Origin of the sequence: Acinetobacter sp. ANC 5414 (genome assembly GCF_013004295.1) — a bacterium.
GTDB lineage: Bacteria > Pseudomonadota > Gammaproteobacteria > Pseudomonadales > Moraxellaceae > Acinetobacter.
In genome coordinates, this window is sequence record NZ_JABERM010000025.1 from 141760 (window position 1) to 160498 (window position 18739).

The 18739-nt window shown below is 41.1% G+C and carries 16 protein-coding genes; 11 read left to right on the plus strand and 5 right to left on the minus strand.

Features of this window, described 5'->3' with window-relative positions:
• Positions 1-57: 57 nt before the first annotated feature.
• From pheA to HLH18_RS11765, 4 genes are all read left to right on the plus strand, one after another.
• Positions 58-1167 carry a prephenate dehydratase gene (pheA, locus tag HLH18_RS11750; RefSeq protein WP_131286726.1) on the plus strand — a complete coding sequence of 370 codons (1110 nt, stop codon included), beginning with the start codon at positions 58-60 and terminating at the stop codon, positions 1165-1167.
• 79 nt (positions 1168-1246) lie between these two features.
• The gene (gene hisC / locus HLH18_RS11755; protein ID WP_171546972.1) at positions 1247-2353 is read left to right on the plus strand and encodes a histidinol-phosphate transaminase; all 1107 of its coding nucleotides are present in this window, start codon (positions 1247-1249) and stop codon (positions 2351-2353) included.
• A gap of 3 nt (positions 2354-2356) precedes the next feature.
• A complete protein-coding gene (locus HLH18_RS11760) occupies positions 2357-4603 on the plus strand; it encodes a bifunctional prephenate dehydrogenase/3-phosphoshikimate 1-carboxyvinyltransferase (protein ID WP_171546973.1) in 2247 nt (748 codons plus the stop codon).
• 109 nt (positions 4604-4712) lie between these two features.
• Positions 4713-5093: a hypothetical protein gene (locus HLH18_RS11765; protein ID WP_131286720.1), complete on the plus strand. Its 381-nt coding sequence runs from the start codon at positions 4713-4715 to the stop codon at positions 5091-5093.
• Between the two features lie 207 nt (positions 5094-5300).
• On the opposite strand, the gene HLH18_RS11770 is transcribed toward HLH18_RS11765, so the two are convergent.
• On the minus strand, positions 5301-5930 hold the full coding sequence (locus tag HLH18_RS11770; protein WP_171546974.1) for an alpha/beta hydrolase: 630 nt from the start codon (positions 5928-5930) through the stop codon (positions 5301-5303).
• A 124-nt stretch (positions 5931-6054) separates the two neighbouring features.
• On the opposite strand from HLH18_RS11770, the gene yaaA reads away from it, so the two are divergent.
• The 4 genes from yaaA (at position 6055) to HLH18_RS11790 (ending at position 10492) form a co-directional block, all read left to right on the plus strand.
• Positions 6055-6837, plus strand: coding sequence for a peroxide stress protein YaaA (gene yaaA, locus HLH18_RS11775; protein WP_171546975.1), 783 nt, complete (start codon positions 6055-6057; stop codon positions 6835-6837).
• Between the two features lie 805 nt (positions 6838-7642).
• Positions 7643-8965, plus strand: a complete 1323-nt coding sequence (locus HLH18_RS11780; RefSeq protein ID WP_171546976.1) for an NCS2 family permease — start codon at positions 7643-7645, stop codon at positions 8963-8965.
• A 79-nt stretch (positions 8966-9044) separates the two neighbouring features.
• Positions 9045-10046: an adenosine deaminase gene (locus HLH18_RS11785; protein ID WP_171546977.1), complete on the plus strand. Its 1002-nt coding sequence runs from the start codon at positions 9045-9047 to the stop codon at positions 10044-10046.
• 86 nt (positions 10047-10132) lie between these two features.
• Positions 10133-10492 (plus strand): hypothetical protein, encoded by a 360-nt coding sequence (locus tag HLH18_RS11790; protein ID WP_250852413.1) that lies wholly within the window; start codon positions 10133-10135, stop codon positions 10490-10492.
• Positions 10493-10558: 66 nt separating this feature from the next.
• Here HLH18_RS11790 and HLH18_RS11795 read toward each other — a convergent pair whose 3' ends face one another.
• The gene (locus HLH18_RS11795) at positions 10559-11113 is read right to left on the minus strand and encodes a cytochrome b (protein WP_171546978.1); all 555 of its coding nucleotides are present in this window, start codon (positions 11111-11113) and stop codon (positions 10559-10561) included.
• 223 nt (positions 11114-11336) lie between these two features.
• Between HLH18_RS11795 and HLH18_RS11800 the strand changes: the two genes are divergently transcribed.
• Together HLH18_RS11800 and rnhB are read left to right on the plus strand one after the other, a co-directional pair.
• Positions 11337-11729 (plus strand): hypothetical protein, encoded by a 393-nt coding sequence (locus tag HLH18_RS11800; protein WP_171529773.1) that lies wholly within the window; start codon positions 11337-11339, stop codon positions 11727-11729.
• A gap of 64 nt (positions 11730-11793) precedes the next feature.
• Positions 11794-12372, plus strand: coding sequence for a ribonuclease HII (gene rnhB / locus HLH18_RS11805; RefSeq protein WP_171546979.1), 579 nt, complete (start codon positions 11794-11796; stop codon positions 12370-12372).
• Between the two features lie 61 nt (positions 12373-12433).
• Here rnhB and csrA read toward each other — a convergent pair whose 3' ends face one another.
• From csrA to alaS, 3 genes are all read right to left on the minus strand, one after another.
• Positions 12434-12697 (minus strand): carbon storage regulator CsrA, encoded by a 264-nt coding sequence (csrA, locus tag HLH18_RS11810; protein ID WP_067723263.1) that lies wholly within the window; start codon positions 12695-12697, stop codon positions 12434-12436.
• A gap of 252 nt (positions 12698-12949) precedes the next feature.
• The gene (locus tag HLH18_RS11815; protein WP_171529775.1) at positions 12950-14230 is read right to left on the minus strand and encodes an aspartate kinase; all 1281 of its coding nucleotides are present in this window, start codon (positions 14228-14230) and stop codon (positions 12950-12952) included.
• A 66-nt stretch (positions 14231-14296) separates the two neighbouring features.
• Positions 14297-16990 (minus strand): alanine--tRNA ligase, encoded by a 2694-nt coding sequence (gene alaS / locus HLH18_RS11820; protein WP_171546980.1) that lies wholly within the window; start codon positions 16988-16990, stop codon positions 14297-14299.
• Between the two features lie 430 nt (positions 16991-17420).
• Here alaS and HLH18_RS11825 point away from each other — a divergent pair, with 430 nt between their 5' ends.
• On the plus strand, positions 17421-18446 hold the full coding sequence (locus tag HLH18_RS11825; protein ID WP_171546981.1) for a type I glyceraldehyde-3-phosphate dehydrogenase: 1026 nt from the start codon (positions 17421-17423) through the stop codon (positions 18444-18446).
• Positions 18447-18739 lie beyond the last annotated feature (293 nt).

The window sequence follows — 18739 nt, forward strand, 5'->3', positions numbered from 1 at the left end:
TTGAAAGCTAACTATTGTTATACTGTTTGCATAATGTTTTCGAAGGGCGACATAACAATGATCCACGACGATCAAAACACCAAGACTTCTCTTGACCTTGCTCAAATTCGTGAGGATATTGACTCTGTAGATCAGCAGATTCAACAACTTATCAATCGTCGAGCGAAATTGGCAGAAGCAGTGGCAAAAGCAAAATTTGCTTCTGAAGAGAATCCGATGTTTTACCGTCCTGAACGTGAAGCACAAGTTTTACGTAATGTTATGCAGCGTAATGAAGGACCGTTATCTGATGTGACTATGGCGCGTTTATTTCGCGAAATCATGTCAGCCTGCTTGGCTCTGGAAGCTCCGCAAAGTATTGCATTTTTGGGACCTGTCGGCACGTATACCCATTCAGCAGTACTGAAACATTTTGGTCAGGATGCGATTGTCCGCCCACTTCCCACCATTGATGAAGTGTTCCGTGAAGTCGAAGCGGGCAGTGCGCATTATGGTTTGGTGCCGGTTGAAAACTCATCTGAAGGTGTGGTGAACCATACTTTAGACTGTTTCAAGTCTTCGCACTTAAACGTGATTGGCGAAGTTGAACTGCGTATCCATCATCAATTCTTAGTGTCATCAAATACCCGTAAAGACAGCATCAAACAGATTTATGCTCATCAGCAGACCTTGGCGCAATGCCGTGGCTGGTTGGATGCCCATTATCCAGGTGTTGAACGTGTTGCCTTAAGTTCAAATGCTGAAGCTGCCCGCCGTATTCGCAATGAATGGCATTCAGCAGCAATTGCCTCTGATGTCGCTGCAAGTATTTATGATCTGGAAATTCTACACGGCAACATCGAAGATAATCCGGAAAATACCACGCGTTTCTTGGTGATTGGTCGTGAAAAAGTGCCACCGAGTGGTAATGACAAAACTTCATTGCTGATTTCTGCACATGACCGTGCTGGTGCCTTACTGGAAATTCTTGCACCGTTTGCAAAACACAACATTAGCCTAACCAGTATTGAAACTCGTCCGGCTTTGCCTGAAAAATGGGCTTATGTCTTCTTCATTGACCTAGAAGGCCATGTGGAGCAAGAAAACGTCAAAGCGGCAATTGAAGAAATTCGTCCTTTGGTGAAAGAAGTTCGAGTTTTGGGTTCTTACCCGATTGCAGTATTGTAAATCTTATCCATCAAAGCAGTGGTCAATTTTTGCATTGAAGTTGACCACATTTATCACTTGAAATAACTGGAAGAGTAACATGTCGTTTGTCCCTGCCAATGAAGGCATCTCAAAGTTAAAGCCTTATCAACCAGGTAAACCTATTAGTGAACTTGAGCGTGAGTTAGGGATTACTGATATCGTCAAATTGGCCTCGAATGAAAATCCGTTGGGTTGTTCTGAAAAGGTGAAGCAAGCCGTGGCTGCTGAACTGGCAGAAATTGGACGCTATCCAGACGGTGGTGGTTTTATCTTAAAAGACCAGATTCAGGCACAATTTGGTGTGACTGCTGACCGGATTACTTTGGGTAATGGTTCAAACGACTTGCTGGAAATGTTTGCCCGTGCATTCGTTTCAGAAAAAGATTCTGTGGTGTATAGCCAGCATGCATTTGCCGTATATGCTTTGGTGACTCAAGCGATTAATGCAGAAGCGATTGAAGTGCCTGCAAAAGGCTTTGCCCATGACCTGGATGCCATGGCAGCGGCGATTAAAGACAATACCAAACTAATTTTTATTGCCAATCCAAACAACCCAACCGGAACCTGGTTTGAAGAAGCTGAATTTGAAGCCTTCATGCAAAAAGTTCCGGCCAATGTGATTGTGGTTCTGGATGAAGCTTATGTCGAATATTTCCCGGAAAACTTCAATAGCCTGAAATTCCTTGAGCAATATCCAAACATTATTGTCAGCCGTACCTTGTCTAAATGCTATGGTCTGGCTGCACTGCGTGTTGGTTTTGCCTTGGCATCAGCTGAAGTGACTGATTACTTGAACCGTATTCGTCAGCCATTTAATGTGAATCATCTGGCAATGGTCGCAGCTGTAGCCGCATTGAAAGATGAAGACTTTATTGAACAATCACGTATTGTCAATAAAGCGGGCATGAAGCAGCTTGAACAAGGTTTTGCGGCTCTTGGTCTTGATTATGTACCTTCACGTGCCAACTTTATTTTGGTCGATGTACAGGCTGATCCTGCGCAAACGTTTAATGCATTATTGAAAGAAGGTGTCATTGTGCGTCCTGTCGGTATTGCAAATCATCTTCGTGTATCCATTGGTACTGAAGCTGAAAATGCCAAGTTCCTGACAGCACTTGCCAAAGTCCTTGATTTAGCAAACAGTGCTGTAGAGGAAAAAGCCTAAGCCATGTCTCAGCCACTGTTTGAAAAAGTTGCCTTTATTGGACTTGGGCTGATTGGCTCAAGTCTGGCTCGTGTGATCATTGCTGAAAAATTGGCAAATCAAATTGTTGCATCCACACGTTCGCAAAAAACGCTGGATGATGCAAAAGCGCTTGGACTGATTCAGGAAGGCTATAGCAATCCTGTTGATGCAGTACAAGGTGCCGATCTGGTGGTTTTGGCTTTGCCTGTTCGTGCAACGCAAAAGGTACTGGAAACCATCAAGCCTTATTTGTCAGAGAAAACCATTATTACCGATGTTGGAAGTACCAAAGGTAATGTGGTTGATGCTGCAAAAGCGGTGTATGGTGAAAATCTGCCTGAAGGTTTTGTACCGGGTCATCCGATTGCAGGTGCAGAACATACTGGTGTACATGCAGGTAAGGTCGATTTATTTGCCAATCATAAAGTCATTTTGACACCGTTACCGAGCAGTGGCGACTGGGCCGTGAATAAGCTGATTCAACTGTGGCAAGCGGCAAAAGCTGAAGTCATTTGTATGGATGTGGATAAGCATGATGAAGTGCTGGCACATACCAGCCATCTTCCACATTTGATGGCATTTAACCTGGTGGAGCAACTTGCAAACCGTGAAGATAATCTGGATATTTTCCGTTATGCTGCCGGTGGATTTCGCGATTTTTCGCGCATTGCAGCCAGCGATCCGCAAATGTGGCATGACATCTTTTTTGCCAATAAAAAAGCCATTTTGAATGCTGTGGATGGTTTTGAGCAGCAACTTGCTCAAATTCGGAAGCTGATTGAAAATGAAGATTCCAAAGCATTGATCGGACTGTTGGAGCATGCACAAGCAGCGCGACAACACTTTAATCATATGCTCGCTAAAAAACCTTTGATGGAGAACGATAAAGTGACACAACAATTTACCATTTTGCCGGGTGATAAGACATTTAAAGGTAAATTTACCGTGCCAGGTGACAAATCGGTGTCACATCGCTCCATCATGTTTGGTGCGATTGCCGAAGGTACAACGCACGTGACCGGTTTCTTGGAAGGTGAAGATGCTTTAGCGACGCTTCAGGCATTCCGTGATATGGGCGTTAGCATTGAAGGACCTAAGAATGGTGAAGTGACTATTCATGGTGTGGGGATCAATGGTTTAAAAGCACCGGCAAGTGCTTTGTACATGGGTAACTCAGGTACATCCATGCGTTTACTTTCAGGTATGTTGTCCGCACAAAAATTTGATTCTGTGATGACGGGTGATGCATCCTTGTCAAAGCGTCCAATGGAGCGTATTGCCAAACCTTTACGTGAAATGGGTGCACAGATTCAAACCACAGGTGAACGTGGTACACCGCCAGTTTCAATTACTGGCAGCCAAAACCTTCAAGGTATTCACTACGATTTGCCAATGGCATCGGCTCAGGTGAAATCAGGGATTTTATTGGCGGGTCTTTGGGCAAATGGTGAAACTTCTGTGACTGAACCTGAACCAACCCGTGACCATACTGAACGTATGTTGCGTGCTTTTGGTTATGAAGTGAAAACTGAAGGTAACCGTATTACACTGCAAGGTGGCGGTAAATTGGTGGGGACTGAAATTCAGGTGCCATCTGATATTTCATCTGCTGCGTTTTTCATGGTCGGTGCTGCCATTACTGAAGGTTCAGATGTGACCCTTGAAGCGGTTGGGATTAACCCAACCCGTACTGGTGTCATTGAAATCTTGAAACAAATGGGTGCTGACTTAACTGTAGAAAATGAACGTATTGCCGGTGGTGAGCCAATTGCAGACATTCGTATTCGTGGTACGCGCACATTAAAAGGCATCCATATGCCGGAAGATCAGGTGCCACTAGCGATTGATGAATTCCCGGCACTGTTTATTGCTGCGGCATGTGCTGAAGGTCAAACCATTTTGACTGGTGCTGCCGAGCTACGTGTGAAAGAATCTGACCGTATTCAAGTAATGGCAGATGGCTTGCAAACCATGGGCATCGACTGCACACCAACCGATGATGGCATCATTATTGAAGGTAAAGGTAAATCAGGTGACTGGTCTGCAATCTTCAATGGCGGTGAAATTGAATCGCATCATGACCATCGTATTGCGATGAGTTTTAGTATGGCAGGTTTGCGTACTTCAGGCGAAATCAAAATTATTGGTACTGAAACGGTAGCCACCAGTTTCCCGACATTCACTGAACTCGCAAATCAAGCCGGTTTAGCGATTCAAGTGAGTGAGTAATTAGTCTAATTTTGTATATTTGTTGGAAAACAGCCAAGCTTTTGCTTGGCTGTTTTGTTTTTATTGCTTATGCTAAAACCATACAACAAGAATGTGTTTGGATGCACCGATGAGAAAATTACAATTTACTGCAAACTGTGAAAAGCATAATCATGTGTCGCAGCAACCGAATGATTGTCATGTGACTCAGGAATATGTGGCAGATCTTTTGTCTAAAGAATTAGGTCAATATGGTTTTCAGACCTTGTCACAAAGTGGTGATCAGGTTGCTGTAAGTGTAGACAATCAATCTTTACCTTTATCTGTTACTTGCCAGGGGCATGATGCAGAAGGGCATTTAGTTTGCGAGATTACCTCGTACCCGGATGAAGAGCAGGATTGGCTAGATCGTATTACCGAACAAAGTTTATTGAACCAATTGGCTCAAGCGGTTGAAAACACCTTAAAAGAAGATGAATCTTTTAGTGAGTTTAAATGGACGACCAGCTAATCGTAAAACATAGTTGTAAATGCGGCTTTTATAAGTCGCATTTTTTTCATCTTATTTTTTAATGTGTCATTTCTTGGATTTGCTCATCTTAGTAAAAATACTAAAAAGCCCATTCAATAGAGATATATTTTCTAGAAAAATGAAATTTAAAAAGTAATAAAAAAGACCATCTTCACGACGGTCTTTTTTATTACTTTTCGATGCTGATTAGATAATTAAAAAGCGAGAGATCGCAATCCGCAATTGCTTTAAATATCCAGTAAAGAAATGGTTGGCACCCGGTAATATGGTCAATAAATGACGCTGTGGTTTAGCCCATTCGATTAAGTCGGATAATAAAGTGACTTCATCGGCTTCACCATGGATAAACAAAATATCACCTTTAATGGCTGGGGTAACATAATGGCGTAAACCTGCCACAGTTGCTGTGGGTAAACCACATAAAATCAATTGCTTCGGTTTAATTTCATCAGGCAGTGCCTGGTAACTTTTCGCCATCACATGTGCGCCAAAACTAAAGCCACCCGCATAAAAAGGCAAGCTGATATGTTTACTGCGAATCTGTTTAATGGCATCTAAAATATCATCCGTTTCACCATGGCCTTCGTCATGGAGGCCATCACTTTGACCTGAACCGCGAAAACTTGGACGATAGACAATACAACCGCGCTCAAGAAACATTTGAGCCAAAAGCGTGGGGACCTTATGCTGCGGATTACCGCCTTGCAAGGGATGGGGGTGACATACAACCGCGAATCCTTTCACTTCACCCTGTGGATAATCAACAAAAATTTCAAGTTGACCGGCAGGGCCTTGAATGAAAATTTGCTCGGACATATAACAATCGATGGATAACAGGAGAATGAGGTATTTTACCGATAATGTTCAGTAGAAACACAAATTGGAAATAAAATAAGTCTACTGTTATAGTTTGTTTAATTATTTTTTGATCAGGTTATTCATGCTCGCCTTAATTTCTCCTGCCAAGACTTTAGATTATGAATCTGCATTACCAACCGATGAGCATACCTTACCAAGATTGCTGGAACATTCACAAGAACTTATAGACGTAAGTCGTAAACTGTCTGCTGCAGATATCGCCAATTTAATGAGCGTGAGTGAAAAAATTGCCAAATTGAATGTGGAACGTTTTAATGATTGGCAGGCTGAGTTTAATTTTTCCAATGCGCGTCAGGCTTTATTTGCTTTTAAAGGTGATGTTTATACCGGTTTAGATGCCTATGATCTGAAGGATCAACATATTGAATTTGCACAAAATCACTTGCGGATGTTGTCTGGGCTTTATGGTTTATTGCGTCCCTTAGATTTGATGATGCCGTATCGTCTAGAAATGGGCACAAAATTGCAAAATTCACGTGGTCATAACTTATATCAATTCTGGGGCGATCACATTACCCGCTTGATCAATGAGGATTTAGAGCAGGCAAATTCGGAGCTATTGGTCAATATTGCATCGGATGAATATTATAAGTCAGTGATTGAGCGCAAAATTAAAGCCGAAATCATTAAGCCTGTGTTCTTGGATCAAAAAAATGGCAAATACAAGGTGATCAGCTTTTATGCCAAAAAAGCACGTGGTTTGATGGCGCGCTATATTATCGAAAACCAGCTGAATCAGGCGGAAGACTTAAAATCATTCAATACTGATGGTTATTATTTTGATGCTGAAAGTTCACTCAAAGGTGAATTGGTGTTTAAGCGTGATGAACAACAAGCTGCTTAAGATTATTTGGGTAGGCAAAAAATCCCGAAACTAATCGGGATTTTTTTAAGGGTTAAGATAATAATTGTGATAATAATTAAATGGTTAAAGTTAAATACAGAAAAAATTATTTAATGAAATGTGATGTACATCACATTTTTTGTGGTTGTTTGTTATGATGATGAAAAGTTAGCTGAATAATAAAATTTTGTTATGAAAAAAATATTAATCCTCGTCATTATTTTTGCCGTGCTAGTACTCGGGTATTGGGTTTATCAGGATTCAGAAATAAAAAAAGAGAAAGAAGTGAATCAGTTGATTGATGATGCACATCAGTCACTCAATATCATAGATACTCGTTCTCATAAATTTATTCCTAATAATGACATTAAAGTCTTTCCCGTTCATTCTTCAAATCGCTTCATTGCTAAATCAAGTGAACTTTAGTCGTGCAGTCCGAATTTATTAATTTTAAATTGTTGTTATCTTATTGAATTTTATTGAATAATAAATTTTAGAAACAATAAAAAATCATTGTGCTATAATTTGCCACAACCATAATTGAATCATTATATTTGTTTTATAAGTATATGATTTATTTAAACTAAGTAGAGCTGCATAACTTTTATGCAGCTTTTTTGTTTACAATTTTTGTCATTTGACTGTTTTAGCTCCAATGAGAAATTGTTCAATCTACTTGTTTTTAAATGGAAAAATTGGCACATCTATTGCTTTGACAGCTATAAAATTAATGATGATTCGACGTAGCGGATCATTAATTTTATAGCGTGCTGACGGCATAAAGTTTACTTACCGGGGTAAAGTCATGACGACTCCTAATCCATCTTCAGAGAATATGCTTGAACGCTTATTTAAGTTAAGCGAAAACAAAACCAGTTTTCGCACAGAAGTTCTTGCAGGTGTAACCACTTTCTTAACTATGTGTTACATCATTATTGTCAATCCAATGATTTTGTCCGAAACCGGCATGGATCATGGGGCTGTCTTTGTCGCAACCTGTCTGGCAGCCGCAATCGGTTGTTTGGTTATGGGGATTGTTGCGAATTATCCAATCGCACTTGCGCCGGGTATGGGCTTGAATGCTTACTTTACCTATTCGGTGTGTATGGGAATGGGTGTGCCTTGGCAAACTGCACTGGCTGCTGTGTTTGTATCAGGTTTGATCTTCATTGCGATCAGCATGTTTAAAATTCGTGAAGCCATTGTCAACGCGATTCCAATGTCATTAAAACTGGCGATTGGCGGTGGTATTGGTATGTTCCTCGCATTGGTAGCTTTAAAAAATGCCGGCCTTATTGTAGATAATCCTGCAACCTTAGTGGGCTTGGGTGATTTAAAACAACCTTCAGTACTGCTGGCTTTGCTTGGTTTCTTAATGGTTGTAGTGATGCACCACTTTAAGGTGCGTGGCGCGATTATTATCAGTATTTTAGTCATTACTGCTATTGCGACAGCATTGGGTTATAACCAATTTCAAGGCGTGGTTGGTCAGATTCCATCTATTGCCCCAACATTCCTGCAAATGGACTTTCAAGGCTTGTTCACTGCTAGCTTGGTGGGCGTGATTTTTGTATTCTTCCTGGTCGATTTGTTCGACTCAACAGGCACATTGGTGGGTGTATCACATCGTGCAGGTTTATTAAAAGACGGTAAACTGCCGCGTTTGAAAAAAGCACTTTTTGCCGATTCAACTGCAATTGTTGCAGGTGCGGCTTTGGGTACATCTTCAACCACGCCTTATATTGAATCATCTGCGGGTGTTGCAGCAGGTGGTCGTACAGGTTTAACCGCTGTTGTTGTTGGCATCATGTTCTTGTTATGCCTGTTTTTAGCACCACTTGCGCAATCTGTACCAAGTTTTGCGACTGCACCAGCCTTGCTATTTGTGGGTGTGTTGATGATTCAGGGAATTGTACACATTGACTGGGAAGACATCACTGAAGCGGTTCCTGCCTTTTTAACCATCGTATTTATGCCTTTTGCTTATTCAATTGCAGATGGTATTGCGATGGGTTTCATTAGCTATGCGTTGATTAAGTTGTGTACAGGTAAGGCGAAAACTGTTCCATATATGGTATGGATTATTGCTGCACTTTGGGCATTGAAATTTGCTGCATTTGGTGGCTAATTCACCAAATTCACAGTAGGGTGTAAACTCAGTTTGCACCCTTTTTTATTTTTTGAAAAAAGTTTTATAAGGATAAGATATGAACCAACTTGAGCTTATTCAAGCGCTGCCAAAAGCAGAGTTACACGTACATATTGAAGGGACTTTTGAGCCTGAACTCATGTTCGCCATTGCTCAACGTAACCATATTGATATTCCGTATAAATCTGTAGATGAAGTGAAACAGGCCTACAACTTTCACAACCTGCAATCTTTCCTCGATATTTATTATGCAGGTGCCAATGTTTTGGTGCTGGAGCAAGACTTTTATGATTTGGCTTGGGTATATTTTGAAAAATGCGCTGCAGATAAAGTCGTCCATACTGAAATGTTCTTCGATCCACAAACACATACCGATCGTGGCGTGGCATTTGCAACCGTGATTAATGGTTTGCAACGCGCCTGTGATGATGCAAAAGCTAAATTGGGCATTACATCGCATTTAATCATGTGTTTCTTGCGTCATTTAAGTGAAGAAGCGGCATTTCAAACTTTAGAACAGGCTTTGCTATTTAAAGATCAAATTATCGCTGTCGGTCTGGATTCAAGCGAAGTGGGGCATCCACCATCTAAGTTTGAACGGGTATTTGCCAAAGCGCGTGAAGCAGGCTTTTTAGTGGTGGCACATGCAGGTGAAGAAGGTCCGGCAGAATATGTATGGGAAGCTTTGGATTTGCTTAAAGTGAACCGAGTGGATCATGGTGTACGTTCAGAAGAAGATCCTAAACTGATGCAACGTTTAATTGCCGAAAAAATGCCTTTAACGGTGTGTCCTTTAAGTAACTTAAAGCTCTGTGTGGTCGATGATATGGCACAGCACAATATCCGTCGTTTATTGCAACAAGGCGTGCATGTGACTGTAAATTCGGATGATCCATCGTATTTTGGTGGATATATGAATGACAACTTTATTGCGATTGCTGAAGCTTTGGATTTATCCAATGATGAGCTTAAGCAATTGGCTAAAAATTCGTTTGAAGCTTCATTTATCTCTGCTGCTGAAAAACAAAAATGGTCACAACAGATTGATGCTTTGGTGTAATCCATTCCTTCGAAAAATGCTTTTGGATTGGGCAGATTGATACATTGATCTGCTCAATCATTGCTTGTTAAAAATTAGGTTTTATTTTGAAAAAGAGTCTGTGCTGGATAGCTGCTATTGCTTTGTTGGTTGGTTCTGTATCAGTTTTTGCGACCGATAAAAATTCTACTTTAACTCAGAAAATGTTGAAACCAGTACTTGAACAAGGTTGTAAAAGTGAACTCAATAATTCAAAAATCTGGCAATCAGCGGCCTTATTTATGAGTTCAGAGCGTCAAAGTTCGGTGCAAAAACAAATCTGTGGTTGTGTCAGTGATAATGCCCTGAATGATGTATCTGCGAAAGACCTAGCAATGGCATCGTTGAGTGAAGAGGCTAAAAATAGTCTGATTAAACAAGCCGTTTTAAATAGCGTTAAGGGTTGTGCTAAAGAAGCCCTGAAGTGAGTTTGAGATAAGAAAAAGCCGTATCTGTGCATAAACAGAGGCGGCTTTTTATTGGGCATTATTTGGCTATTTTTCTTGTCGAGTCATACTGTGTAAAATATTATCTTTATCTATAAAATGATGTTTTAACGCAGCAGCGATATGTCCTATCACCAGAAAACCGGCAAACCACGATAAATAAATATGGATAGGCTTAACAATGGCTAACAGTTCAGGATTGTCTTGAACCAGACGCGGAATTTCAAATAAATACAAAACAGGCGCAGGATGTCCAGCACTCCAGCTAAACAAACAGCCGGTAATCGGTAATGCGAGCAACATTAAATATAAAGCCAAATGCCCAAGATGTGCCAAGACCTTCATTGATGGCGACATAGTGTCTGGCAGTTGTGGAGCGGGGTGGGTATAGCGCCAAAACAGACGAATCAAGACCAGAAATATAATCGTTGTCGCGATATTTTTATGTAAAGTGATGACTTGACCTTTAAAACTGCCATCAACATCATAACTTAAAAAATTTCCGCTATAAAATCCAATTAACCATGCGGCAATGAAAATAACCGCCATCAGCCAATGAAGTATTTGTGCTGTACGGCTATAGTATTGTGAAGTGCTTGTCATGTTAGACCAACATGTAATTTATAAGTCTCAGCATGCTAATCAAACAGCGTATTTAAAAAAACGTTGAATATGGAACGAAGCGTATAATCCTTGCAACGCTGAAAGCGGTATTGTTTTTGTACAGACAATACGCACCTGGAAAATTCATTTGAAATATCGATTTCTTCTAGGAAGAAGTTTCGGCAAAATAGGCCCAACAGATTTTATAACAAAGGATTTAACTGTGAAAAAATTAATTGCTGTACTTGCACCTTTAACTTTAGCGCTCACTGCATGTGTGTCAACTGGCACAACTACAGGTACAACGGGTGCAACAGGCACGCAATCGGCAACTCAGCAACTAGGTAACGCTGCAATTAAAATTGCAATTAATGCAAAATGTACAACCGAGTTGAATAATATTGCTGCATGGCAAACTGCGACTAAATTGATGACTGCAACGCAAAAACAAAATATTCAGTCTGAAATTTGTGGTTGTGTCAGTGAAAAGGCGCCACAAAGCGTAACCGCTGTAGATTTGGCAACAGCAGCAATTGATCCGGCAGCACGTACGACAATTGTTTCAAATGCAGTCACTAAAACAATTAACGCCTGTGTTGCTGAAGCAGTACAATAATCGTTAATGAAGTAATAAATAGGCTGACTTGTTCAGCCTCTTTTTTTTTGTAGGTAGATAGGTTATGAAAATCGCTGGTGCAGATGAAGCAGGGCGTGGTCCACTTGTGGGTTCAGTTGTTGCAGCTGCAGTTATTTTAGATCCCAATAACCCGATTGAGGGCTTGAATGATTCTAAAAAACTCACTGAAAAAAAACGTGAAAAATTATTTATCGAAATACAGGAAAAAGCCCTGGCTTGGGCCATTGCTGAAGCGAGTCATGAGGAAATTGACGAGATCAATATTCTTCAAGCATCATTATTGGCTATGCGCCGCGCTGTAGAGGCTCTAAGCATACAACCTGAACATGTATTGGTGGATGGAAATAAAGTCCCACAGGGCTTAACGATGAGCTGTGATGCAGTTGTAGGTGGTGATGCGCTGCATGCAGAAATTTCAGCTGCCAGTATTTTGGCAAAAGTCACGCGTGACCATCAAATGGTGGAACTTGATCAGCAATATCCGCACTTTGGTTTTGCCAAACACAAGGGTTATCCAACCAAAGCCCATTTTGAGGCGATTGCGCAACATGGGGTGATTGATCAGCATCGTCGCAGTTATGCACCGGTCAAAAAAGCCTTGGCTTTACTTGAACAAAACTAATGTCCAGATAAATTTAAAGCGGCTTACATAAGCCGCTTTATGAGAAAAACATTTAATCTTTTTAACGATTAAAGTCATTCTGGGTATTCTGTGGAAAATTATCTTCTTCAAAAGAAGGTTGATAATCTTGATCGAGATGTTGAAGATGTTCGTGCATAGCGCGTTCATGTTGAATACGTTGGTAAATTTCTTCACGATGAACAGATACTTCTTTTGGAGCATTTACGCCAATACGAACTTGATTTCCTTTAACACCAAGCACAGTTACACTGACTTGGTCCCCGATCATTAATGTTTCTCCGACACGTCTAGTCAGAATCAGCATGTTTATCTCCTTGCAAAATGCTAAACCTGCAATTGATCTAAAATGTAAAAAACACAACCTTAAAAAATATCAAAGAAAATTTTAACAAAGCAATGTGACAAATCTCGTCCCATATAGTGTTTAGTTAAAAATTTCTTAAAAGCACATGGCTAATATAACAGAGCCACTATAAGAAAAACTATAGTGGCACCGTTTTTTTCTACTTTTTTAAAAACTGTCTAACAATGACAATTTGTGACACATTTTTCGATATTATGCACGTACGCTTGATTCACCAGATTCACGGTCTAAACCGAAAGCAGTGTGAAGAGTACGCACAGCAAGTTCTAAATAATTTTCTTCAATGATCACTGAAATTTTGATTTCTGAAGTTGAGATCATCAAAATATTGATGCCTTCTTCAGCGAGGGCAGTGAACATTTTGCTTGCCACGCCAGCATGTGAACGCATACCTACACCGACAATCGATACTTTTACGATGTCAGAACGCGTTGCAACTTCACGTGCACCAATTTTTTTCGCGGTATCTTCAAGAATGGTGGTGGCTTTGGCTAATTCACCACGGTTCACCGTAAAGGTGAAATCAGTTGTGCCATCTTCTTCAACGTTCTGGATAATCATATCCACTTCAACGTTAGCATCGCCAATTGGACATAAGATTTTAGCTGCAATACCTGGTTCATCAGGCACACCTAGAATCGTTAATTTTGCTTCGTCACGGTTAAATGCGATACCAGAGATAATTGGCTGTTCCATGTTGTCTTCCAATTCAGTAGTAATAAGAGTGCCGACGTTTTGTTTAAAGTCTTCGTCAAATGCGCCATCATCGTCATTATCAAAACTTGATAATACACGTAAAGGCACTTGGTATTTACCAGCAAATTCAACTGAACGAATTTGAAGAACCTTAGAACCCAAAGATGCCATTTCCAGCATTTCTTCAAAAGAAATACGATCAACTTTTTTTGCTTTAGGTGCAACACGAGGGTCGGTGGTATAAACACCATCCACGTCTGTGTAAATTTGGCATTCATCTGCTTTTAATGCAGCAGCAAGTGCAACACCAGAAGTGTCTGAACCGCCACGACCTAAAGTCGTGGTATTGCCTTGTTCATCAAAGCCTTGGAAGCCTGCAACTACAAGTACGCGGCCTGCATCGAGGTTTTCAGTTAATACGTCAGTATCAATGGATTCAATGCGGGCTTTGTTAAATGCGCTGTCGGTTTTGATGCCAACTTGGCGACCTGTTAGTGATTTTGCTTCAACTCCAATCGAGTTAAGCGCCATCGCTAACATAGAAATCGTAACCTGTTCACCGGTAGAAACCATTTGGTCAAGTTCACGCGGGTCAGGGGTTTCGGTAATGGCCTTCGCTAAAGCAAGCAGACGATTGGTTTCGCCACTCATTGCTGATACCACCACCACTACCTTGTGGCCGTGGTCATGCCAGCGCTTTACACGACGAGCAACATTTAAAATGCGCTCGGGAGTACCCATAGAGGTACCGCCATATTTTTGAACGATTAATGCCATAGTTGTTCCATAAAAGCCATGACCCTGATATAGCTATCAGGGTCCGTTACACAAAAAGTGAAGTCTTTATTTTGCTTCAAGCCAGGCAGTTAAATCTGCCATCACTGGTGCAAACTTCTCGTTAAGTGGCGCGCCACCTTGTGCCAAGTCAGGTTTACCACCACCTTTGCCACCGAGTTCGGTCGCCAAGTGTTTGATGATGTCACCTGCTTTAATGTTTGCAGTGAAATCTTTTGCTACAGATGCAAGCAGGCTAACTTTATCGCCCTCTACACCAGCAAGCACGATCACTGCATTGTCTAATTTAGATTTCACACCGTCGTGCAGGTTACGAAGTGATTTCGCATCCATGTTTTGAACAGTGGTAATCAATGTCGAACGACCAGCAATGGTTTGAACTTGGCTTAAAAGTTCAGCTGCCTGGAAGTTCGCAAGTTTTTGATTCAATTGCTCAATTTGTTTTTGCAATTGATGCGCAGTTTCAACAACGGCTTCAACTTTTTCTACCGTTTGATGATTTTGTGCTTTTAACAGACCATTGATGTATTGAACATCACGATCGGTTTTTTGCACAATTTCCACTGCTTTAGTACCAGTCACCGCTTCAATACGGCGTACACCTGCTGCAACACCACCTTCAGAGGTGATTTTGAACAGGCCGATGTCACCGGTGCGTTTCACATGAATACCACCACAAAGTTCGATCGAGAAGTTTTTATCTTCAGTGATTGAACCCATAGAAAGTACACGTACTTCATCACCATATTTTTCACCGAACAACATCATCGCGCCTTTTTCTTTGGCAGATTCGATGTCTAGAAGTTCAGTAGATACAGCAGTGTTGGCAATCACTTCGCGGTTAACAATACGTTCAACTTCTTGAAGTTGTTCAAATGACACCGGTTGGTCATTGGCAAAGTCAAAACGCAGGATGTCGCTTGCAACCAGTGAACCTTTTTGTTGTACATGCGAACCTAAAACTTGACGTAGGGCAGCATGTAAAAGGTGAGTTGCAGAGTGGTTGCGCGCAGTTGCAGCACGAATGTCGGCTTTAACAGTAGCTTCAACGCTTTGAGAAGCTTTTAAGCTACCCATGGTCACGATACCTTGATGAACGAATGCACCACCAGATTTTTTGGTATCTTGAACTTCGAAAATACCGGTCTCGTTTCTGAAGATCCCTGTATCACCGATTTGACCACCGCTTTCTGCATAGAAAGGGGTCTGGTTGAGTACGATTAAAGCTTCATCGCCTTCAACCACTTCTTCAACTTGTTCGCCATCTTTATAGATTGCAACAATTTGACCATCACCTTGAGTTGCGTCATAGCCTTCGAATTGAGTTTCGCTGTCGACGTTTACAATCGAGTTGTAATCAATTGCGAATTTACCTGCGTCACGTGCACGCTGCCGCTGTGCAGCCATCTCTACTTCAAAGCCAGCTTCATCAATGCTTAAATCACGTTCACGCGCGATGTCAGCGGTTAAGTCAGTCGGGAAACCATACGTGTCATACAGTTTAAATACGGTTTCACCCGGAATCACCTTGCCTTTTAAGTTAGCCAATTCACCTTCAAGCAATTTCAAACCTTGCTCTAAAGTTTTTGCAAATTGCTCTTCTTCTTTCAGTAATTGTGCTTCGATACGTGCTTGTTGCGCTGCAAGTTCAGGATAAGCTTCGCCCATCACTTCGATGAGTGGTTGCAACATTTTGTGGAAGAATGAACCGGTCGCACCCAATTTGTTGCCGTGACGAACCGCACGACGAATGATACGACGAAGTACATAACCACGACCTTCGTTTGAAGGGTTTACACCGTCAGCAATCAGGAAGCAGCATGAACGTGCATGGTCAGCAACAACTTTTAAAGATGCAGGGTATTCAACGGGTTTGTTATTTGCAGCAGCTTCAGCTTCAATGGCAGTGGTATCCATGCCAATAATTTCTGCAGCTGATTTGAGTAGGTGTTGGAATAAATCGATTTCGTAGTTTGAGTTTACATGTTGTAAAACTGCAGAAATACGTTCCAAGCCCATACCTGTATCTACAGAAGGCGCTGGAAGAGGCTGCAATACACCATCCGCAGTACGGTTAAACTGCATGAATACGTTGTTCCAGATTTCAATGAAACGGTCGCCATCTTCTTCAGGTGTGCCCGGCAAACCACCCCAGATATGATCGCCATGGTCAAAGAAGATTTCAGAACATGGACCGCAAGGACCCGTGTCGCCCATCGCCCAGAAGTTGTCTGATGCGTATTGACCGCCTTTGTTATCGCCAATGCGGATAATACGGCTGGCATCTAGACCAATTTCCTTGTTCCAGATGTCAAAGGCTTCATCATCGGTATGGTAAACAGTGGCGTAGAGTTTATCTTTAGGAAGTGCCAGCCATTCGTCGCCAGTCAAAAAGTCCCAGGCAAATTTGATCGCATCACGTTTAAAATAATCACCAAATGAAAAGTTACCTAACATTTCAAAGAATGTATGGTGACGTGCGGTATAACCGACGTTGTCCAAGTCGTTGTGTTTACCACCGGCACGTACACATTTTTGTGAAGATGTTGCGCGAACATAATCACGTTTTTCCAAACCCAGGAAGCAGTCTTTAAACTGGTTCATCCCGGCATTGGTAAACAATAAAGTCGGGTCATTGGCGGGTACAAGTGAACTCGACGCGACACGTGTATGCCCTTGCGATTCAAAGTAACGCAAAAATGCTTCACGAATTTCAGCTGATGTCATAAAACGAGTACTCACAACCAAGTCACTCCATATTTCGTATTGGCGAGTAGTGTACCGAGCATTTTTATGCAAAATGAACTGCTTCAGCACACTGGGCTTAAAATTTTAAAACGCCAAATTATAACGGAAAAACCCTCATGCACCAATCACTTTAAGGCGAATTAATGACAATTCTGTGTAATCACTATATCTGCATATTGAGAGAAATCTCTACCTCAATTTAAAGCTTGGTCTTATTTTTAAAATTTCATCAAGGATGGAGTGAATATTTTTATATCGCAAGAATTGGCGATGATCTGGTTTGAAATAAATGGGACAAGTGGGATAGGGAATGATTAACACAACCATATTTCATAAATTGATGTACAGAAATGGTATTGGTATTTGATTAAAATCCATTAACATAGGCACGTGTTTACATCTACCCAAGAGTTAAGGATATCTGATGCAACGAGTAGCCATTAATGGTTTCGGGCGAATTGGTCGCAATGTATTACGTGCTTGGTTTGAAAATCCCAAAGATTTTCATTTTGACATTGTGGCGATTAATGATGTTGCAGAGGTAGAGACTTTAGTTCATTTATTTAAATACGATACTACTCATGGACGCTTTAAAGGCAAGGTCGAGGTGTTGCTTGAAAATGAACAGATTTTTTTGCATATTTCAGCCGGTTTTGCGCAATTAAAAGTACAGGTATTCTGCCAGCAACAGCCTGAACTCTTGCCTTGGAATAATTTAAATATTGATGTGGTACTTGAATGTACCGGCTTGTTCCGTTCACGTGAAGCGGCAACCAAACATATTACCGCAGGGGTGAAACGCGTCATTATTGGTGCTGCACCTTTTGACAGTGTGGATGCTGCGATTGTTTATGGCGTAAACCATTATGAAGTTAAAGACACTGATCAAATTATTTCCAGTGTATCTTGTACCACACAAGCCTTGGTTCCTTTAGTTAAAATCATTGATGATGCTTTTGGAATTGATACCGCTTTGATGACTGAAATTCATGCGGTAACGGCTGATCAGTCGGTACTGGATCATGCGCATCGTGACCTGCGTCGTGCCCGTGCTTCGGGGCAAAACATTATTCCCACCACATCTTCAGCATTGGCTGCATTAAAACGTGTGATGCCAAAAATGGAAGACCGGATTGATGGTTATTCCATTCGTGTACCCACCATTAATGTCGCTGCCATTGATTTAACTTTTGTGGCTCAATCGCATGTAACAGTGCATAAAATTAATGAAGTCTTGGTCAAGTCAGCACGGCATGATTATGCTGAAATTATGGATGTGACCGATGAACCTTTGGTGTCATCTGATTTTAATCACTCGCCTTATTCTTTAATTGTGGATTTAAGCCAAACCATGGTGGTTGGACATCAGGCCAAAGTATTTGCCTGGTATGATAACGAGTGGGGTTATGCCAATCGTCTGCTGGATTTATGTGAGTCATTTACATCATAAAATTCAGATGGCTAAAAAAGATTAGAGGGTAATCCTCGTTGTTCTGAATATTTTGATACTATGAGATGCTTTAAACAAAGTGTCTCATTGATCCATTATTTTGGGATGACGATGTTCGAATCGTAAATAACAAGGTTAATAACGATGAGGCTTCGAAATTAGAACAAAACTTAATAAATTGATAGCATCAAACACTGATAAAATGGTGTTTTAGTCGAATTAAATAGATCAATAAATATAAACTTTAGCTTGAAAAAAATTGATCTGTAAAAAATGAAATGGTTTTTCAATGT

Bases quoted from the DNA above. Each gene is read 5' to 3' on its own strand.
- HLH18_RS11765 (WP_131286720.1), top strand. From the start codon at position 4,713: ATGAGAAAATTACAATTTACTGCAAACTGTGAAAAGCATAATCATGTG.
- HLH18_RS11780 (WP_171546976.1), top strand. From the start codon at position 7,643: ATGACGACTCCTAATCCATCTTCAGAGAATATGCTTGAACGCTTATTT.
- rnhB (WP_171546979.1), top strand. From the start codon at position 11,794: ATGAAAATCGCTGGTGCAGATGAAGCAGGGCGTGGTCCACTTGTGGGT.
- HLH18_RS11770 (WP_171546974.1), bottom strand. From the start codon at position 5,930: ATGTCCGAGCAAATTTTCATTCAAGGCCCTGCCGGTCAACTTGAAATT.
- HLH18_RS11825 (WP_171546981.1), top strand. From the start codon at position 17,421: ATGCAACGAGTAGCCATTAATGGTTTCGGGCGAATTGGTCGCAATGTA.
- HLH18_RS11795 (WP_171546978.1), bottom strand. From the start codon at position 11,113: ATGACAAGCACTTCACAATACTATAGCCGTACAGCACAAATACTTCAT.
- HLH18_RS11815 (WP_171529775.1), bottom strand. From the start codon at position 14,230: ATGGCATTAATCGTTCAAAAATATGGCGGTACCTCTATGGGTACTCCC.
- hisC (WP_171546972.1), top strand. From the start codon at position 1,247: ATGTCGTTTGTCCCTGCCAATGAAGGCATCTCAAAGTTAAAGCCTTAT.
- HLH18_RS11760 (WP_171546973.1), top strand. From the start codon at position 2,357: ATGTCTCAGCCACTGTTTGAAAAAGTTGCCTTTATTGGACTTGGGCTG.
- csrA (WP_067723263.1), bottom strand. From the start codon at position 12,697: ATGCTGATTCTGACTAGACGTGTCGGAGAAACATTAATGATCGGGGAC.
- yaaA (WP_171546975.1), top strand. From the start codon at position 6,055: ATGCTCGCCTTAATTTCTCCTGCCAAGACTTTAGATTATGAATCTGCA.
- HLH18_RS11785 (WP_171546977.1), top strand. From the start codon at position 9,045: ATGAACCAACTTGAGCTTATTCAAGCGCTGCCAAAAGCAGAGTTACAC.
- pheA (WP_131286726.1), top strand. From the start codon at position 58: ATGATCCACGACGATCAAAACACCAAGACTTCTCTTGACCTTGCTCAA.